This is a genomic window from Arenibacter aquaticus, from assembly GCF_003957295.1.
GTDB classification, from domain to species: domain Bacteria; phylum Bacteroidota; class Bacteroidia; order Flavobacteriales; family Flavobacteriaceae; genus Arenibacter; species Arenibacter aquaticus.
In genome coordinates, this window is sequence record NZ_RQPJ01000005.1 from 224,777 (window position 1) to 244,260 (window position 19,484).

The 19,484-nt window shown below is 40.2% G+C and carries 14 protein-coding genes; 5 read left to right on the plus strand and 9 right to left on the minus strand.

The window, feature by feature from the left end:
* Positions 1-41: 41 nt before the first annotated feature.
* The 4 genes from EHW67_RS10465 (at position 42) to EHW67_RS10475 (ending at position 4,938) form a co-directional block, all read left to right on the plus strand.
* A complete protein-coding gene (locus EHW67_RS10465; RefSeq protein WP_126162333.1) occupies positions 42-1,376 on the plus strand; it encodes a DUF58 domain-containing protein in 1,335 nt (444 codons plus the stop codon).
* A gap of 420 nt (positions 1,377-1,796) precedes the next feature.
* Positions 1,797-3,527 (plus strand): tetratricopeptide repeat protein, encoded by a 1,731-nt coding sequence (locus EHW67_RS10470; protein WP_126162334.1) that lies wholly within the window; start codon positions 1,797-1,799, stop codon positions 3,525-3,527.
* Between the two features lie 182 nt (positions 3,528-3,709).
* Complete coding sequence (locus tag EHW67_RS20690; RefSeq protein ID WP_238389894.1) at positions 3,710-4,129, plus strand: GAF domain-containing protein; 420 nt, start codon at positions 3,710-3,712, stop codon at positions 4,127-4,129.
* Positions 4,126-4,938: a sensor histidine kinase gene (locus tag EHW67_RS10475; RefSeq protein ID WP_238389895.1), complete on the plus strand. Its 813-nt coding sequence runs from the start codon at positions 4,126-4,128 to the stop codon at positions 4,936-4,938. The genes EHW67_RS20690 and EHW67_RS10475 overlap by 4 nt, the downstream gene beginning before the upstream one ends.
* Position 4,939: 1 nt before the next feature.
* Here the strand turns inward: EHW67_RS10475 and EHW67_RS10480 are convergent, their stop codons facing one another.
* The 6 genes from EHW67_RS10480 to EHW67_RS10505 form a co-directional block, all read right to left on the minus strand.
* Positions 4,940-5,881 (minus strand): NAD(P)H-dependent flavin oxidoreductase, encoded by a 942-nt coding sequence (locus tag EHW67_RS10480; protein WP_126162335.1) that lies wholly within the window; start codon positions 5,879-5,881, stop codon positions 4,940-4,942.
* A complete protein-coding gene (locus EHW67_RS10485; RefSeq protein WP_126162336.1) occupies positions 5,881-7,509 on the minus strand; it encodes a S8 family serine peptidase in 1,629 nt (542 codons plus the stop codon). Before EHW67_RS10485 ends, EHW67_RS10480 begins: the two co-directional genes overlap by 1 nt.
* A gap of 1 nt (position 7,510) precedes the next feature.
* Positions 7,511-8,701, minus strand: coding sequence for a tRNA 2-thiouridine(34) synthase MnmA (mnmA, locus tag EHW67_RS10490; RefSeq protein ID WP_126162337.1), 1,191 nt, complete (start codon positions 8,699-8,701; stop codon positions 7,511-7,513).
* Positions 8,702-9,287: 586 nt separating this feature from the next.
* Complete coding sequence (gene yidC / locus EHW67_RS10495; RefSeq protein WP_126162338.1) at positions 9,288-11,144, minus strand: membrane protein insertase YidC; 1,857 nt, start codon at positions 11,142-11,144, stop codon at positions 9,288-9,290.
* Positions 11,145-11,264: 120 nt separating this feature from the next.
* Positions 11,265-12,881: a CTP synthase gene (locus EHW67_RS10500; protein WP_126162339.1), complete on the minus strand. Its 1,617-nt coding sequence runs from the start codon at positions 12,879-12,881 to the stop codon at positions 11,265-11,267.
* Positions 12,882-12,944: 63 nt separating this feature from the next.
* Positions 12,945-13,178 carry a DUF3820 family protein gene (locus EHW67_RS10505; protein WP_126162605.1) on the minus strand — a complete coding sequence of 78 codons (234 nt, stop codon included), beginning with the start codon at positions 13,176-13,178 and terminating at the stop codon, positions 12,945-12,947.
* A 317-nt stretch (positions 13,179-13,495) separates the two neighbouring features.
* Between EHW67_RS10505 and EHW67_RS10510 the strand changes: the two genes are divergently transcribed.
* Entirely contained in the window at positions 13,496-14,362 is an 867-nt protein-coding gene (locus tag EHW67_RS10510) for a hydroxypyruvate isomerase family protein (RefSeq protein WP_126162340.1), read from the plus strand.
* A 268-nt stretch (positions 14,363-14,630) separates the two neighbouring features.
* Here the strand turns inward: EHW67_RS10510 and EHW67_RS10515 are convergent, their stop codons facing one another.
* The 3 genes from EHW67_RS10515 to guaA form a co-directional block, all read right to left on the minus strand.
* Positions 14,631-15,035, minus strand: coding sequence for an OsmC family protein (locus EHW67_RS10515; protein WP_126162341.1), 405 nt, complete (start codon positions 15,033-15,035; stop codon positions 14,631-14,633).
* An 8-nt stretch (positions 15,036-15,043) separates the two neighbouring features.
* Entirely contained in the window at positions 15,044-17,236 is a 2,193-nt protein-coding gene (locus EHW67_RS10520) for a LysM peptidoglycan-binding domain-containing protein (protein ID WP_238389896.1), read from the minus strand.
* A gap of 129 nt (positions 17,237-17,365) precedes the next feature.
* Positions 17,366-18,898: a glutamine-hydrolyzing GMP synthase gene (gene guaA / locus EHW67_RS10525; protein ID WP_126162342.1), complete on the minus strand. Its 1,533-nt coding sequence runs from the start codon at positions 18,896-18,898 to the stop codon at positions 17,366-17,368.
* Between the last annotated feature and the right edge of the window lie 586 nt (positions 18,899-19,484).

The following is a 19,484-nucleotide window of genomic DNA, read 5'->3' on the forward strand; positions in this document are numbered from 1 at the left end:
CAATCCCAGTGACCAAAATTAAAAGTGTTTAAATTTTAATAATGAAAAAGTTCCTGTTCAATATCTTTTTGGCAAAGCGATTCTTCTTCGTTCTAACATGCTTGGTTATTGGGTTTTTAATATCATACATGTATCCCCATGTTTTAGGGGTAATGAAGCTATTATTATATTTCTTTTTATTGTTTTTTTTGGTTGATATTATTCTGATGTTTGCCTCCAAGGGTGGTGTCCATGCCAGTCGCCTATTGCCCGAAAAACTATCCAATGGGGATGAAAACCAGATTAAAATAATCCTTTCCAACTCCTATTTGTTTCCGGTGCAATTAAAAGTTTTGGACGAAATTCCACACCAATTTCAAAAACGCGACTTTGTAATTAACACCACCTTAGGAAAGGGTATGGAAAAACAATATACCTATCAACTTAGACCCACAACAAGAGGCCTGTATTCATTTGGGGATCTAATAGTCTTCTCCAAGTCTCCCATAGGGTTTATTTCCAAAAAGTACAGCTTTGACCATAATAAGTCGGTCCCTGTTTACCCCTCATTCCTACAACTTCGGAAATATGACCTTATGGCTTTTTCCGATAGATTGTTTGAATACGGTCTAAAGAAAATACGTCGCATAGGTCATACCATGGAATTTGAACAAATTAAAGATTATGTTCAAGGCGATGATATTAGAAACATTAATTGGAAGGCAACCGCCAAAAAAGGCCAATTGATGGTAAATCAATATCAGGATGAAAAATCGCAACCCATCTACTCTATTATAGATAAGGGGCGGGTCATGAAAATGCCATTTAATGGCCTAAGCCTATTGGATTACGCTATTAACTCCAGTTTGGTGATATCCAATATCGCCCTAAAAAAACAAGACAAAGCCGGTATGTTTACCTTTAGTAACAAAATAGAGAACCGGGTGGTTGCGGAACGAAGAAGTTCTCAAATGAACCTTATTTTGGAAACACTCTACAATATTGAAACCAATTTTGTGGAAAGTGATTTTTCCCGATTGTACGTTGATATAAAACGAAACTTAAACCACAGAAGTCTCTTATTACTTTATACCAATTTTGAGACCTTGGACGCCTTACAACGACAGCTCCCCTATTTGCAGGCACTTGCCAAACAACATTTGTTGGTAGTCATATTTTTTGAAAATACCGAATTGATCAAATTTACCAAGGATATTCCAAATACCACCCTAGGGATATTTGAAAAGACCATTGCCGAAAAGTTTGTCTATGAAAAGAAACTGATAGTAAACGAATTAAGAAAGCACGGTATACAGACCATTCTTACCAAACCCGAAAATTTGACCATCAATACCATTAACAAATATCTGGAAATTAAGGCTAGAGGACTTATTTAGGCTTGCAGAAGCTACGGTACTTAACATTAGACCTTCACTGCTGTATATCAAACAGCCCGCTTACCACCAAAACACAAACCACTCGTCTACAGTATTTTACCCTCTCCCTAAACACTATATCTCATTAAAATTTTCTACTTTTACATTGAAATTGTACTAGGCATTGCAAACGTGCTTACTTCACAGTTTACTGTATTACCCCCCATGTTATTTTAAAGTTGTTGTGACCTTTTTTTAGAGGCATGCTGTTTTTTAAGGATCCTAGCAACCCGTTACAGCATTAAACTGTTTTAAAACAGGTTGGAAAATATGGGCCTTGGAGGCCTACAACGTACAAATTGAACACTAGTATTCTTTAATCAAGAGGACCTGTTCCTGAAAGCAATAGCTTGGGGGGGCCTCGCATTAAATTTTGGCATCATGAAAACAAAAATGATTCTTACGGCACTTACAGCCCTACTTCTGATAGTGATCTACAATTTTAACAGATCTGAAAGGCCCACAGTAATAGAGGTTCCGCAAAATGCAGGCTTTTCTTCCATTAAGTGTACGGTGGCAAAATATCTACTCTCCAATGTGGACACCACCCAACAAATTGCCCCCTTATTCAAAAATCTTGGAAATCATCATTACCCCATAAGTACAACCAATAAAAGGGCGCAACAATTTTTCGACCAAGGCTTAAAGCTCAGTTATGCCTTTAACCATGCCGAGGCACACAGGTCTTTTATGGAAGCTGCTCGCTTAGATCCAAATGCAGCAATGGCTTTTTGGGGGCAAGCTTACACCTTGGGGCCCAATATTAACGATCCCTTTCCAGACGATGAACGTAAAACAAAGTCCTATGAGGCCATTGAAAAAGCCAAGAAGTTAACATCCAATATATCGTCCAAGGAACGGGCGCTCATTAACGCTTTAAGTACGCGGTACAGTAGTAACCTTTCAGTTGAAATAGATGAATTAAACAAGAACTATATGCATGCCATGGCCGATGTTGTAAAAAAATATCCGGAGGATGCCGATATCCAAACCCTATATGCCGAAGCAGTAATGAATACCACACCATGGAATTATTGGGACAATAACGGGAATCCCGCTCCCAATACGCTCAATGGAAAAACAGCCTTGGAACAGGCTATGAAACTTAACCCAGATCATCCCGGAGCGCACCATTATTATATTCATATGGTAGAGCTGCCCAAGCCAGACCTTGCTGTTGCCAGTGCGGACAGACTGGCTGGACTTATGCCGGCAGCGGGCCATTTGGTGCATATGCCCTCACATATATATATTAGGGTAGGGCGATATGAAGATGCCGTAAAAACCAATCAAGCAGCCATTTTGGCCGATGAGGATTATATTTCACAATGTTACTCCCAAGGTATGTACCCATTGGGTTATTACCCTCATAACCTTCACTTCCTATGGTCTGCTTCCAGCTTGTTGGGCGCCAGTGACATGGCCATTGATGCTGCCAAAAAAACTGCGGAAAAAGTACCCATTGGCGAAATGATAAATCTCCCCTTCCTGCAAGATTTTGCCTCAACCCCATTACTGGCTTACACTAGATTTGGGAAATGGAATGAAATATTGACCATTCCCTATCCGGGAGACGATTATAAACACCTTAAACTTATATGGCACTATGCCCGCGGGATTGCCTTTTTAAGAAAAGACAACATTAAGGAAGCCAAAGAAGAACTGGAAGCCATAGCCCTCATGACAGAAGATACGGAACTGGAAACACTCATCGCCAATTACACCAATCCATCTTCCAATATTGCCAAAGTGGCCCATGAGGTAATTGCAGGGGAATTGGCTGCGGCCGAGGGCAATTTTCCAAAATCCTTGGAACACCTCGAAAAAGGGATCGCTCTGGAAGATAATTTAATCTATAGTGAACCCAGTGCATGGCATATCCCCGTTAGGCAAACCATGGGTGCCATTTTGCTAAAAGCACAAAAATATAAAGAAGCCGAAAGAGTATATCGTGAAGATTTAGCCACGCTCCGGCAAAACGGTTGGTCGCTTATGGGGCTTCATAAAAGCTTAATGGAGCAAGGAAAAACAGAAGAAGCCAAAGAAGTCATAGAAGTATTCCAAAACGCTTGGCAACATGCCGATTTAGAAATAAGTACTTCGGTCCTTTAAAGTTGTTGATACGAAATACCTTTTTGAAACGTTATTAGCAAAGCATTTAAACCTAAAATTGATAATTTCAATAAAGTTTTTGATTGAGCAAAAAACATCAAGCTTAAGTAGTTATATTGCTTAAAAGTAATAAATATCTTACAAAAATTTACTATTTTTGAAAGGAAGTAAAATCCCCCCAAATGAAAATCGCTAACAAACATCCTCAAGAAGCCTTACGTTTAAAGGAATTACGATCCTATTCCATATTGGACAGTCTTCCGGAAAAAGATTACGACAATCTAACTGCAATTGCTGCAGAAATCTGTGAAACCCCAATCTCCTTGGTCACCTTACTGGATGATAATCGCCAGTGGTTTAAATCACATCATGGACTATCCATTTCAGAGACACCCATAGAAGTTAGTTTTTGCTCGCATACCATTGTAGAAGATAAGGATATTTTGATTGTTCAGGATTCCAGATGCGACGATCGCTTTAACGAGAATCCTTTTGTTACGGGTGACCCCGGAGTAGTTTTTTATGCCGGGGTACCATTAGTTAGTCCAAAAGGTCTCCCCTGGGAACTATATGTGTTGCGGACAACAAACCGAAGGATTTGAGCAAAAGCCAAATTACATCCTTGAAGGCCCTTGCTTCCCAGGTTATGAACTTACTTGAACTCCGGAAAAAAAATGAGCTATTGAAAGATTCAATGGTAGCTTTGGAGGACAAAAACAAGGAACTGGAAAGCTTTGCATATATTGCCGCGCACGACCTAAAATCTCCATTGAACAACATATCCGCATTGTCTATGTTACTTCAAGACTCCTATGGGGAGCAATTGGATAATGAAGGGCAAACCATGCTGGGATATATCAACAGTTCATCAGAAACGCTTAAAGGACTTGTAGACGGCTTACTTGAATACAGTAAAAGTGCTTCAATACTTGATGAGGAAATAACAGAGATAGGTGTAAACGATATTAAAGAGGAGATTTTAAGCCTTTTTTCCTATCAGCATACATTGGAATTTAAGGTCCGTTCTAGTTTGGAAAGTATTTTTGCCAATAGGACCGCCATAGATCAAATTTTGATCAATCTTATTGCCAACGCCATTAAATACAACGACAAGGAAAAGACATACATAGAACTACACATCTTGGAGGATGATGAATTTTATGAATTTCGTGTCCAGGACAATGGGCCGGGTATAGCCCTGGACGACCAAAAAAAGATTTTTGAAATTTTTACGGTACTTCAAGGTCAGGATAAGGATGGAAAAAAAGGCCATGGCATAGGATTGGCTACGGTTAAAAAAATGGTAGAGCATATGGGCGGTACCATTCATGTACAATCAAATATTGGAGAAGGCACTTCCTTTAATTTTAAAATAGCCAAGAGTGGCCAAATGATAGCTAACTTCCATTAGTTTAAAAAGACGGGATATCCTTTTTGGCCTTCTCGAACTCCATTACCATATCACTCACAATTTTGGCTGCGGGTTTTATTTCGTGGATAATAGCGGCTACCTGCCCTATTTCCAATTCGCCCTCTTCCAGGTCTCCTTCGAACATACCTTTTTTGGCTCGCGCACGGCCTAGCAACCTCCTTAATTCTTCCACGTCCGCACCTTTGGCATATGCCTGTTGTATATCCTGAAAAAATTTATTTTTAATCAACCTCACGGGAGCCAATTCCTTTAATGTGAGTTGGGTAGCCCCTTCACCGGCCTCTACTACTTTCTGTTTAAATAAAGGGTGGGATGAAGCCTCATGACTTGCTACAAAACGACTCCCCACCTGTACGCCATCGGCTCCCAAGACCATCGTGGCCAACATAGCGCTACCAGTTGCAATACCCCCCGCCGCAATAAGCGGAATGGAAACTTTTTCCTTAACAGCCGGAATTAAGGTGAGCGTGGTGGTCTCATCCCTTCCATTATGTCCGCCTGCCTCAAAGCCTTCCGCAACAATGGCATCTACCCCAGCCTCTTCGGCTTTTTGGGCAAACTTTACACTGCTTACCACATGGACTACAGTTATACCATTGTTTTTTAGATAGGACGTCCAGGTTTTCGGATTCCCAGCAGAGGTAAAGACTATTTTTACTCCTTGCTCTATAATAATATTCATCAACTCCTTTAAGTCTGGATATAACATGGGCACATTAACCGCGAAAGGCTTATTGGTGGCCGACTTACATTTCTGAATATGTTCCAAGAGCACTGTTGGATACATAGATCCTGCGCCAATAACCCCCAATCCGCCAGCGTTTGAAACAGCAGATGCCAAACGCCAGCCACTGGTCCATACCATTCCAGCCTGTATGATGGGATATTTAATCTTAAAGAGTTGTGTGATTCTATTCTGCATTAGTTTTTAATAATTTTAAATTCCTGGCAATCACCATCAATATTCAATTGCCCTATGTACATGGCATTGCTTAGATGCCCTACAGATAATTCAAGATTAGTTGGGGTAATACGCCTTTCCAAAATACGCTTTCCATAGGCATCAAAGAGGGAGAAAATAGCAGTGTTAAACTCGTTTGGAAGGTAAAGATAAAGATTGGCAGTTGTAGGGTTTGGATAAAGATACCATTGCTCCATTTCATTATTGGGCATTGGAACACCCTCGGCCAGCAAGGCCGAGTAAAAATTAGGTATACCAAATCCCATTTGGGAGTTTGGGCTTTGATTATGAGATGAATATTTCCTAACCATAGCCATTATTTCCCAATTCGTTTTATTGGGCAGCGCCTGCCAAAAAGAAGCTATGGCACCTGCCAAAATAGGGGAAGAAAATGATGTTCCATTACTCCTTACCAGTCTATCATCGGGTCCTACTACCACGGCAGCTTTTCCCAAGGCCATACCATCTGGCTTAATTTGGCCGGTGGCATTAGGTCCTTTGGAACTGAAATCCACATATTGGCCGTTTTCATCTACTGCTCCAACTGCAAATACATTGGCATCGGCCGGGGCGGTAATAATGCCCCATTGGTTATCACCCGAATTTCCGGCAGAATTCACCACCAGAATACCCTTCTCCATAGCAATATTGGCCCCTTTGGAAACAAAAGTGCTATTTCCATCCATTTGCGAGGGTCTATAATTATAATTTGGGTCATCAAAGGTACTATATCCCAAAGAGCTATTTATTAGATCCACTCCTAGGCTATCTGCTCTTTCTGCAGCCTCTACCCAATAGCTTTCCTCCACCGGAGTCTCTGTGGCAGAATCCTCTGTTCTAAACAACACATATTCAGCATCCGGCGCCGTACCTACATACACCCCTTCTACAAAGGCGGCCATACAGGATAAAACCCTTGTACCATGATCACTGCCATTGGGCCTATATATGTCCGCTGATCTGTCAACAAAATCATATCCTCCCCACAAGCGTCCGTCTGACCGTAAGCTATAAAAAACAGACATCTGGTCTACATTGGGAAAACCGCTATCTAGCACTGCAAGCAATAATCCCTGCCCCGTAAAGTCATTATCATGAAGTTGCTCAAGGCCCAACTGTCTTATTTGCCGGCCAGTTTGTCCATAGACAAATTCTTCCTGCTGCCGCAAATATTTCCCTCTATGATTAGTAGACTGAGAAATCACATTCCATTCTTTGTCCCATTTAGCATTGAAACTTCTATTGGCATACCATACCCTCGCCACAAAATCCAATTCCAGAAGTGCAGAAATATTGGATAGACTCCCCACCACATGTACACAATTGAACCATTTGGATTTTGCCTTTACAGTAATGCCCTCTTGAAGTTTTAAGCTGGCAATATAATTCTCGTTAACGGGTACATCCCGTTCATCTATGGGAATATTAAATTTAGCTTTCCGAGTTAGGGAGCGCTCGGTCAATATACTGGACGGACTTGCAATAGCCTCTTCTACCCCAATTTTATCCTTAAAATACACCCAAGCGTGTTCTTGGGCCCCTGCCCTGATAAAGCATAAAAAAAGTAGGATAAAGGCGGCCCTATCCATGTCAAGAGATTACGCCAGATCCTATCAGTTCGTCCCCTATATACCAAGCCACAAACTGCCCTTCCGTAATGGCAGATTGTTTTTCCTCAAAATCAACATAAATTCCAGCATCTACCTTATATAGAGTAGCCTTTTGCAGAGGTTGACGGTATCTGATCCTAGCCATTACCTCCATGCTCTGATCAATATCCAAGGCCAGATCCGTGCGTACCCAATGTAGTTCGTCATTGCTGACAAATAAGGTCCTCCTATATAGTCCGGGGTGACTTTTGCCTTGACCTGTATAGATAATGTTTTGGTCCACATCAGTTTCTATAACAAATAGGGGTTCCTTGGTACCTCCAACATCCAATCCTTTACGCTGTCCTTTGGTAAAATAATGGGCTCCCTGATGTTCCCCAACAACTTTTCCGTCGGTAAGATCATAATGGGGTTTTTCAGCATAAAAAGCCAATTCCTCCAATTTGGAACTAAATTTAGGGACATTGTTAGCATACTGCTCCAATACAGCAGGAACTTCCACTATAACACCCTTTTTGGGTTGTAATTTTTGTTGTAAAAATTCCGGTAGCCTTACTTTTCCTATAAAGCAGAGACCTTGGGAATCTTTTTTATCCGCAGTAATCAGATCATTTTCAGCTGCAATCCTCCTTACTTCGGGCTTTAATAATTCCCCAATTGGGAATAGGGTCTTGGCCAATTGTTCCTGTGATAATTGGCATAGGAAATAAGATTGATCCTTATTGCCATCTACACCGGCCAACAATTGATATGTTTCCGTACCGTCCGGGTTCTTTATTATCCCCTTTCGGCAATAATGACCGGTTGCCACATAATCCGCCCCCAATTGCATGGCTATTTTCATGAATACATCAAACTTAATTTCCCTATTACAGAGCACATCGGGATTGGGAGTTCTACCCTTTTCGTATTCGTTGAACATATAATCTACGATACGCTCTTTATATTGAGCACTTAAATCAACTGTTTGGAAAGGTATCCTCAACTTTTCTGCCACAATAAGGGCATCGTTACTATCTTCCAACCAAGGGCATTCCTTGGAAATGGTCACAGAATCGTCGTGCCAATTCTTCATAAACAGGCCTATAACCTCATAACCCTGTTCTTTTAAGAGATAAGCTGTAACACTTGAATCCACTCCGCCGGAAAGTCCGACTACCACCTTTTTCATCTACTTTAATTTATAGTTTCCCTTTGGTCGTTATAGACTATTAGGGACTTACAATTGCGGTACAAAAATACAAAATTGGAAATTGGTTGCCCTTATACTACCAGATCTGTTGTAATGCAATTTTAAGCTGTATTAAGTTTAATTGGAAAAATTAAGTAATTTGGGGCATACGGCAAGGAATAAGAAACCAATTAAAGCCTTTGTGGTAATCCGCTATCCATAAAAACCATTGTCCTCTACAAATAATGCCTTTACCCACATACATTATTTAGCCCAAACATCAGTACAAGAAGGTTTAACATACTAAAAAGCTCTCTTTACAACTATTTGTTTTACAACCCCTAAAAAAAATCAATATTTGAGGACCCAAATCTTACCAAACCAAACTATTTATTGCTAAAAACCCCCCGACCAATTGGCCGGGGGGTTTATTTTTAAGGAAAATACAATGTATTCCCGGAATCTTAGGGAGTTATTTATTATCCCAATCCCAATATTGATGTCATCAAATTAACCCACAGTATAAAAAAAAGTGCTTGAAAAAAATCAAGCACTTTTAATTATTGCACACAAATTTAAATCGGGATTATTTCTTTCCCACCTTCTTTTGTTCCTCGGCCTGTTCCATCATCTCGCGCATTTTTCGTTGGAACTTATTTTCTTTCTTAGGTTTCTTTTTGTTTTCTTGGATCCGTGCATGGATCTTATCCTCATCCAAGATAAAGTTCTTGATGGCCAACATAATGAATATGGTAATTAAGTTAGACACAAAATAGTACAAACTCAGTCCACTTGCATAGTTGTTGAAGAACACCAACATCATCAATGGGGATAAGTACATGATGAATTTCATATTGGGCATACCAGGCTGTGTCTGCATATTCTGACCGGTGGTCATCATCATATAGAAGAAGATAGCTACCGATGCCAATATAGGAAACAAACTTACGTGATCACCATAGAACGGAATGGTAAATGGCAGTTGTGCTATGGCATCATAGGAAGAAAGGTCATCTGCCCATAAAAAGGACTTCTGCCTTAGGGCAAAGGAAGTAGGGAAGAACATAAACAGCGCATAAAAAATAGGCATCTGCAACAAGGCGGGTACACATCCGCTCATTGGGCTTACACCTGCTTTATTATACAATTTCATAGTCTCCTGCTGCTTTTTCATGGCATTGTCCTTATACTTCTCGTTAAGTTCCGTGATCTCCGGCTTTAGGACCTTCATTTTGGCCTGTGACAAATAAGACTTATAGGTTGCGGGAGACATTATTAACCTAACCAAGATGGTCATCACTACAATAGCGATACCGAATGGCAGGAATGAACTTAAGAAGGTATAGACCGGAGTAAAGATATAACGGTTTATCCAACCAAAGATACCCCATCCAAAAGGGATGGAATCTTCTAGACCCAATTCTTTATATTGTGCCAAAACCTTTACATCTGTAGGCCCGTAATACCAGTTAAAATTATAGGCCAATTCGCCACCTTTCATTTCCAATGGCACTTCTGAACTAAATTCCTTGGTATACTGTTGGGTATGGCTTTCTTCTTCAACCAGGTTTATAGAACTTAACCTTGCCGTTTTAAAGGTATCTGAATAGGCGAGAATAGAACTAAAAAAATGCTGTCTATACGAAATCCATTTTACATCATCTTCCAATTCCTCATCCTCACTACCCTCGGATAGCTTACTAATTTTATCATCGTCATGGTTATAGGTAACCCTTGTATAGCGATTTTCGTACTGAATACTTTTAGAATGTCTTATTCCCTTTAGATCCCAATCCAAATTAATGGGTTTGGAACTGTTGACCACCCCGTTAAGACCTTGGGAACGCACGGTAAAACCTAGAAGATATTCTCCCGGTTTCATCTCATATCGGAATTCCAAAAACCTATCGGACGCCACCTTAGCTTTCATGGAAAGCACTTGATTGTCCCCTGATTGGGAGAGTGAAGGTTCAAAAAAGAGATCATTGGTATTCAGCACCCGATTATCCGATGTTGAAAAAGTAAGCCCAAAATTAGCATTACCATCTTTTACCAAATAAACTGGAATGGAATCATAGGTTACATAACCTTTCATTTTTGCCTCAACGATCTGCCCTCCCTTGTTGTTGATCTCCAAATAAAGCACATCGTTCTCCAGAACGGTAGTTCCTTCTTTGGGAGCTGTATAACCAAAGGCCCCTATGGCACTTTTATAACTTGCCACGGCAGTTGAATCTTGTAGGTCTATACTTTGGTAAGTGGTACTTTCTTCTTGTTTAGCATTTGCCTCCTCCTTTTGGGCGGCTTCCAACTGCTCCTGTTCTGCCTTCTGCGCTTCCAGCTCTTCCGGTGTTGGCTGGTTTTGCCAAAACATAAAAATAAGAATCCCAAAAATCAGTACAAAGCCGATAATGGTATTAATATCCAATTTTTTTTCTTCCATCTAAAGTTTACTTTTAAAAAATATTACCGCAAGGTATGCAACCTATCAAGGTTCCTAACAGCTTGATTAAGCGTGCAAATATACACCCAAATGTGTTGTTTATGCCAAACTGACACTAGTTTATTGCTTTTGATGTTTCAATGCCGCTTTAACAAATCCCACAAATAAAGGATGTGGATTGTCTACCGTACTCTTATATTCAGGATGATATTGTACCCCTATAAACCATGGGTGCGCGGGCACTTCTACAATCTCCACCAGACCGGTATCGGAATTTATTCCCGATGCAACAAGTCCGGCTTGCTGCAATTGATCTTTATATTTATTGTTAAATTCATATCTGTGGCGGTGGCGTTCCGAGATTTCAGTGGCCCCATGATATACCTTTTGCACCAAACTGTCCTTGGCCAGATCACAGGTCCAGGCACCTAGTCTCATAGTCCCCCCCTTGTTTTCGATATTCTTTTGTTCCTCCATAATACTGATAACCGGGTGGGTTGCATTTTCATCCATCTCGGTAGAATTTGCATTTTTAAGTGCCAAAACATTTCTGGAGTATTCTATAACGGCCATTTGCATTCCTAGGCAAATCCCTAAAAACGGAATATTATTCTCACGGGCATATTGTACCGCCCTTACTTTTCCTTCAATACCTCTTTCCCCAAAACCGGGGGCCACCAAGATACCATCCAAGCCCTGTAGCTTTTTTTCCAGGCTTTTGGGGCTCAGGTGTTCAGAATGAATAGACTTTACCTTTACCTTCACATGGTTTACGGACCCTGCATGGATAAAAGATTCCAAAATGGATTTATAGGAATCCTGCAACTCTACATACTTCCCTATTAAGCCAACGGTTACCTCATTTTTGGGGTTCTTGTGCCACTCCAAAAATTGGTTCCACTTGCTAAGATCGGGAACAACATCATCCGGAAGCGCCAACTTTTTAAGGGTAACGGCATCCAAGCCTTCTTCCTGCATTAAAATTGGCACATCATAAATGGTTGAAGCGTCAATAGATTGTATAACGGCCTCCCTTTTTACATTGCAAAAGAGCGCTAACTTTTCCTTAATCTCATCGGAAATCTGATGCTCTGTCCTACACACCAAAATATCGGCCTTGATACCACTTTCCATTAAAGTCTTAACAGAATGCTGTGTAGGTTTTGTTTTTAATTCCCCTGCTGCAGAAAGGAAAGGAACCAAAGTTAGATGAATAACAATTCCATTGTTATCGCCCAATTCCCAAAGTAACTGTCGCACGGCCTCTATATACGGTAAAGACTCTATATCCCCTACTGTTCCTCCAATTTCAGTAATAACAATATCATAATCCCCACTTTTACCAAGTAGTTGGATACGTTCCTTTATTTCATTGGTAATATGAGGTACCACCTGTACCGTTTTACCTAGGAATTCCCCTCTGCGTTCTTTTTCTATAACGCTTTGATAAATTCTTCCAGTAGTAACATTATTGGCCTGTGAGGTCCTAACATTTAGGAAACGTTCATAGTGCCCTAGGTCCAAATCGGTTTCAGCACCATCATCGGTAACATAGCACTCTCCGTGCTCATAGGGATTTAAAGTTCCCGGATCAACATTAATGTATGGATCTAATTTTTGGATAGTAGTTTTATAACCCCTAGCCTGTAATAATTTGGCAAGAGAGGCTGCTATAATCCCTTTCCCAAGGGAAGAAGTAACCCCACCGGTTACAAAAATATATTTCGTCTGTGACATGAAGCGTTAGGTTGAATTCGTAACGCGAGCAAAAATACGAATTGCTGGCACAATTCACGGGTATTACTGAGGAAAATCTTTTTGAATTTTTCTAATTAGACCTTCCAGTCCGTTTATTTTAATTTCCAACATGGCCCTTAACATTATTCCAAGCTTACCTTCTGGAAATCCACTTTGCTGAAACCACACCAAATAGGGTTCAGGAAGCTCTACCAAATACCTACCTTTAAATTTACCGAATGGCATTCTGTAGTGTGCCAATTCCAATAGCTGTTTTTTATCCGGAACTATATTCATATCCAATATTCCCTTCAAAGATAACACCTTCCCCGACTAATAAAACAAGAAGCAACATACTAAAGCCATATTTAGATCCTACTTTAACATTCCAAACCATAATTAGGAATTATTAAATGGAATCCCCTATCTTTATACACGTACAATTTACGTTTATAAAACCCTGCTTAAATGTACACTCAGCCTAAAAAAAATGAATTTATTTTTTTGCAGACACGTTCGTATTACATAGCTAATTATGATACCTGCAACCTATTTCTTTTTTTTAGATGCGACTTAGAAAATACCTTTAAAAAACAGAAGTTAAAGTTAACAAAATGAAACGAAGAACATTTATAGGGACTTCAGCTGCCGCCTCGGTTGGTATGCTGGCCTGCAAAACTGGTAATGCAATGGACAAGGAAGAAACAGAAACAAAATTAAAGAACAACATAGACCACAGCGTTTGTTATTGGTGTTATGGTAGTATCCCCTTGGAGGATTTTCTTAAATCTCTCAATGAACTGGGCATAAAAAATGTTGATCTTATTGGACCAAAAGATTGGCCACTATTAAAGAAGTACAATATTAATTCCTCTATGTGCAATGGGGCTGAAATTAGCCTTACAGAAGGATGGAACGACCCTCAATATCATGACACCCTTATTAAGAATTACACCGAAATGATTCCAAAAGTGGCCGAGGCAGGCTACACCAACCTTATTTGTTTTAGTGGTAATCGCCGAGGAATGGACGATGCAGTGGGTCTTCAGAATTGTGTGGACGGATTAAAACAGATAATGCCCTTGGCAGAAAAACACGGCGTAGTAATACAAATGGAACTATTGAACTCCAAAGTAAACCATGAGGACTATATGTGCGACCATACAGAATGGGGCGTAGCCCTTTGCAAAAAACTGGGATCGGACAATTTTAAACTCTTATATGACATTTACCATATGCAAATTATGGAAGGTGACATTATACGTAACATACAAGACTACCACCAATACTTTGGACACTACCACACTGGGGGCAATCCGGGAAGAAACGAAATAAACGAAACCCAAGAGCTTTATTACCCTGCCATCATGAAGGCTATTGTGGCTACTGGATACAAAGGGCATGTAGCCCAGGAATTTATTCCTACCTGGGACGATAAGATAGCTGCCCTTAAAGAAGGTGTTACTATTTGTGATGTTTAACAAACACCATCAACTTATTGGACTGTCCTAAACTTTTCAATTACAGATTCGGCATAGGCATTGAAGATGCTGCTTGGTTTGAACCCATAATAGGTTTAGGACAGTCTTTTACTTTACCTCCCAAAGCTTTGTTTCCGTTTCCAGGACACAAAGATGCAATTACCTCAAAAGAAAAACCATTGGACCCTAAAGGACTTTGCAGGAAAAGCTATAACCATTTACACCGATTCTTGCTACTTAGAGATGGGGTATAATGGATGCTGTTCCTTTATAGCTCCCAAGAAAAAGAGATATCCCTAATAATATCTGGATGCAGACTATAATGGACAGGACAGGTATTTGCAGTATGTTCCAGGATCTTCCTATCCTTTTCCGAGATATTGGCCGGCAATCTAAACAATACCTCTATTCTGGAAATACGCCTGGGGTTAGCTTCCATATGTTTTGTCACTTCGGCCGTAGTATGGGCAAGGTCTACATTAAGATTATTGGCCTTAATACCCATTACCGTAAGCATACAGCTGGCCAAACCAGTAGCAACCGTATCTGTTGGGGAAAAAGCCTGTCCCAACCCATTATTATCCAAAGGGGCGTCTGTAATAAAGGTATTTCCAGAACCAAGGTGTTCACATTTTGTACGGAGTCCGCCGGTATAAGTAACTTTAGAAGTCATAATATAAATTAGTCCTTAAGCTCGGTAACCCTCATATTCTCAAAACCGAGAATATAGGACGCCATATTAAAATATCCAGAGGTCCTATCCTTCGTAAAGTTAAATTTGTTACCACTATACTCAGTCTCCCCTATGAGTTTTGACGCCTTAACCAAATCGTTTTTATAGGCAAGTTTTAGCAATAGATCCAGCGTAATATCAAACCCTCTCACGGCATAGGCATCTGGATCTGCGCCAAACTTCTTCCTATACATTTTAGCAAACGCATTATTTCCTATCTCCCTGGATGCGGAGGGATATGCAAATCTAAGATTGGAAAGATGCGAATACGACACTACCTCACTATCAAAAGCCTTGTTCTTATCCGTGGTCATAAGCCGTATACCTACTTCCTCTGTAATAAGCGAATTGAGCAAGGACCCAACATGGTAGACCACATTGGCTTGATCGGTTTCCAAAAACACCCAATTTTCAACCTCCGCTGAAAGCAACTGGGAAATTTTTTCAATATCTACCGTTCTATCCTCTTTCAAGGTCACAATCTTGGCCCCTGGAAACCTCATGAGCAAAGTAGATTCTATAGGTTTATTCTTTTGGTCGGCTATAATAATAATATTTTCCTCTGTCCTTATTCCTTCCACATAGCTCATCATATGTTCCTGCAGCACATTTTCCGTAGGCATGGCAAAAAACACATTGCTTAAACTTAGGTCACTTTTTTCGGTCAATGGTGCCACAACTGGTACACCATATTCTGCTGCCTGCAGTGCTACCTCTTTGAGTGATTGCGGTTCCAGAGGCCCAAAAATGGCAGAAAGATTCATCAAATTTTCCCCCTGCATAAGACTTTTGGTCCTATTTCTATTCAATTGGGTGTCATAGGTCTTAACATCTACAGAAATCCCTAATTTAGCTATGGAATCCAATGCTATCATCGCTCCGGAATACAGCCCTAGACTATACCTTACATCTTTTCTGTTTTCAATGGCATTCTTTGCTGACACATCATCACTTAGGTTCAACCTATCCAAACGGAAAGGCAAAAGAAACAACAGCTTTGGTTTGTTCATGCTGTTAATACTATCCACCAAATTGATCTTATCCAAAATCAGCGCATTTTTAACATCAAAATCCCCTGTTTGATCCTTGGGCAGCTTAAGCACCATTCCGGCCTTTAATCCTTCCTTTAGTTCTGGATTAAGTTCCAACAATTCCTCATAGGTAACCCCAAGCTTACGGGTAAGGGAAAATGCAGTTTGTTTTGGTTTTACCTCATAAAAATTATAGTTGACTATATTGACCTCTCCGGTCTGTGTCTTTTTCACGGGTATTCTTAGCACCATTCCTTCCTTTAGTCCTCCTCTTTCCTTGATCTCTGGATTTAAGGCCATTAATTCATCGGCAGTTAAGCCAAACTTCTTTTCCAGACTGTAAAAAGTCTGCTTTGGGGGAACAGTATAGGAGTTGTACAACTGGGTTTCCTGTTCTTTTATGGAACTACCCAATATTCTTGGCAATAAAAGCTCTTGACCACTGGACAAGTAGTCTGTAATTTTTGATAAGTTGGGGTTAAGCACCAAAAGGCTATCAATTGTTATTCCATACTTATGTGCAATACTCCAACGTGTTTCCTTGGGTTGCACGGTATACACCTCATAGTCCTCCTCATTATACTTGCTCTCGGAAACGTCATTATTTTTGTATCTAGGTATCTTAAGAATCATACCTTTCTTAAGCTGAACCGAATAAAGCTCCTTATTATAACGTTTTAATTGGTCTTCCGTAATATTATACCGCTTGGCAATACCAAATAAGGTTTCCTTTCTTCTGGTCCTATGCGAACTGTAGCCTATAGGCTCTTTTGGCCCTTGCTTGACGTCTTTACCTTCCAAGGCCAACAGAAGTGCCTTTACGCCAGCGCCATTATCCCCTTCTATGGTATCGGTACTTTTTTCTACTACCGCCACATTTGCTTTGGAAGCGGGAATAACCAGAATGGTATTGGCCTTAATGGCCTTTCCTTTTTTTACCTCCTTGTTATAATTTAATATTGACTGCTCTGTAATCCCATATTGTTTTGCGATACTCTCCAATGTCTCCCCTTTCTTTACGGAATGGGTAGTAAATTTTTGGGCTAGCGCACTAAAGCTCACCAACATTAAGAATAATGTTGTAAATATTACTTTTCTATATATTTTCACAAGTATATATTTTTTTGTTCTATCTAATATAAGCCAATTATAGGGATACAAGCAAAACTCCACAAAGCATCCCTTTATAACAATAGGGTCTCAACAGTAACCAAAACAGGGGTTTCTAAGGACACTCCCTTATTCCCACTCTATGGTAGCTGGTGGCTTGGAACTAATATCGTATACCACCCTATTTACACCTCTCACTTTATTAATAATATCGTTGGAGGTTTTTTGCAAGAACTCATAGGGTAAATTCACCCAATCGGCCGTCATACCATCGGTACTTTCCACGGCCCGTAAAGCCACACATTTTTCATAGGTCCTTTCATCTCCCATCACACCAACACTATTAACCGGCAAAAGCATTGCTCCGGCCTGCCAAACCCTGTCATAAAGCCCCCATTCCTTTAGGCCGTTTATAAAGATAGCATCTACTTCCTGTAGTATTGCCACTTTTTCTGCGGTTATATCCCCAAGGATTCGGATTGCCAATCCAGGCCCAGGAAAAGGGTGCCTACCTAGTAATTCCTTGTTGATACCCATGCTGGCTCCTACTCTTCTCACCTCATCCTTGAACAACATACGCAACGGCTCTACGACCTTCAATTTCATATAATCTGGCAAACCACCTACATTGTGATGGCTTTTTATAGTTGCCGAAGGCCCTCCTGTAGCAGAAACAGATTCTATTACATCTGGGTAAATAGTACCCTGCGCCAACCATTTTGCATCTTCCACTAGGTGTGATTCATCATCAAAAACCTCAATAAAAACCCTACCAATGGCCTTTCTCTTTTTTTCGGGATCGCTTTCCCCTGCCAAACTATCCAAAAAGCGTGCCGAAGCGTCTACCCCTTTAACATTAAGTCCCATTCCCTTGTATTGATCCAATACAGACTGGAATTCATTCTTTCTTAGCAAGCCGTTGTTTACAAAAATACAATGCAGGTGTTTCCCTATTGCCTTGTGGAGTAATACGGCCGCAACGGTAGAGTCTACACCCCCGGACAATCCTAAAATTACTTTTTCATTGCCAATTTTTTCTTTCAATTCGGCAACAGTGGTCTCCACAAATGAATCCGGAGTCCAGGTCTGGGCTACCCCAGCTATGCGTACCAAGAAGTTCTCCAACAATTTTTTACCGTCTGTAGTATGATATACCTCTGGGTGAAATTGAATAGCATAGGTTTCTTCATGCTCCAATTTATAAGCTGCATTCTCCACATCATGGGTACTTGCCAATTTATAAGCTCCAGTAGGCAAAGCTTTTATAGTATCACTATGGCTCATCCATACTTGACTGCCTTCTGATATTCCGTCAAAAAACAATTCCCCATCCTTTATATAGGAGAGGTTTGCCCTTCCGTACTCCCTAGTATTGGAAGGAGATACATTACCACCGTTAAAATGTGCCAAATACTGGGCACCATAACACACGGCCAAAACAGGTACTTTGCCCTTGATCTGTGATAAATCTGGATGTGGGGCATCTTCTGCCCGTACCGAAAAGGGAGAACCTGAAAGGATCACAGCCTTGTATTCGGACAGGTCGTCTGGCAAATGGTTATACGGTTTAATTTCGCAGAATATATTGAGTTCCCTGACCCTTCTAGCGATGAGCTGCGTATATTGGGAACCAAAATCTAATATGAGGACGTTATTTTGCATGGGCAAAAATAGTAATTTGAAATTTTTGTAAAAGTATCTTTCCAGTTTATTAATCACAAAACTTATAAACATACCATATATCGCCTACCAAAAATCACACGCAATTACATGGAAAAACCTATAAATCAAGCCAGTCCACAATTACACATGCAATACACCACCCCTGATTTTTTTTTAGAAACAACTTTTAATTTTGGCAGTTAGGTGAAACCATCATTTTTTAACTGACCATAGGATTAGGTTACCAACCACAAGAACTGCCAATACCCCTGCCGAAGCATAGGTATAAAACGGTCAATTATATATAATGTAATGTTTTATTGAAAATTGTACCAGAATAGGTATCACAAGAAATAAAGGAAAGTCAATTCAAAGAGGTCCCGGCACAAAAAAGGCCCGGTAACCAACCGGGCCAAACTAATCAAACTAACCTAAACCAATCAACTACTATTAACCACTCATAATTCTTTGAAATTTATTTTCAATTTCATAGCAATTTATAAGTATAACAACTAAGAAATGAAATACCCTACTCCCACTTTTATTTTTTATCTTTAGTGAACCAAAAAAAAAAAAAAAAAAAAAA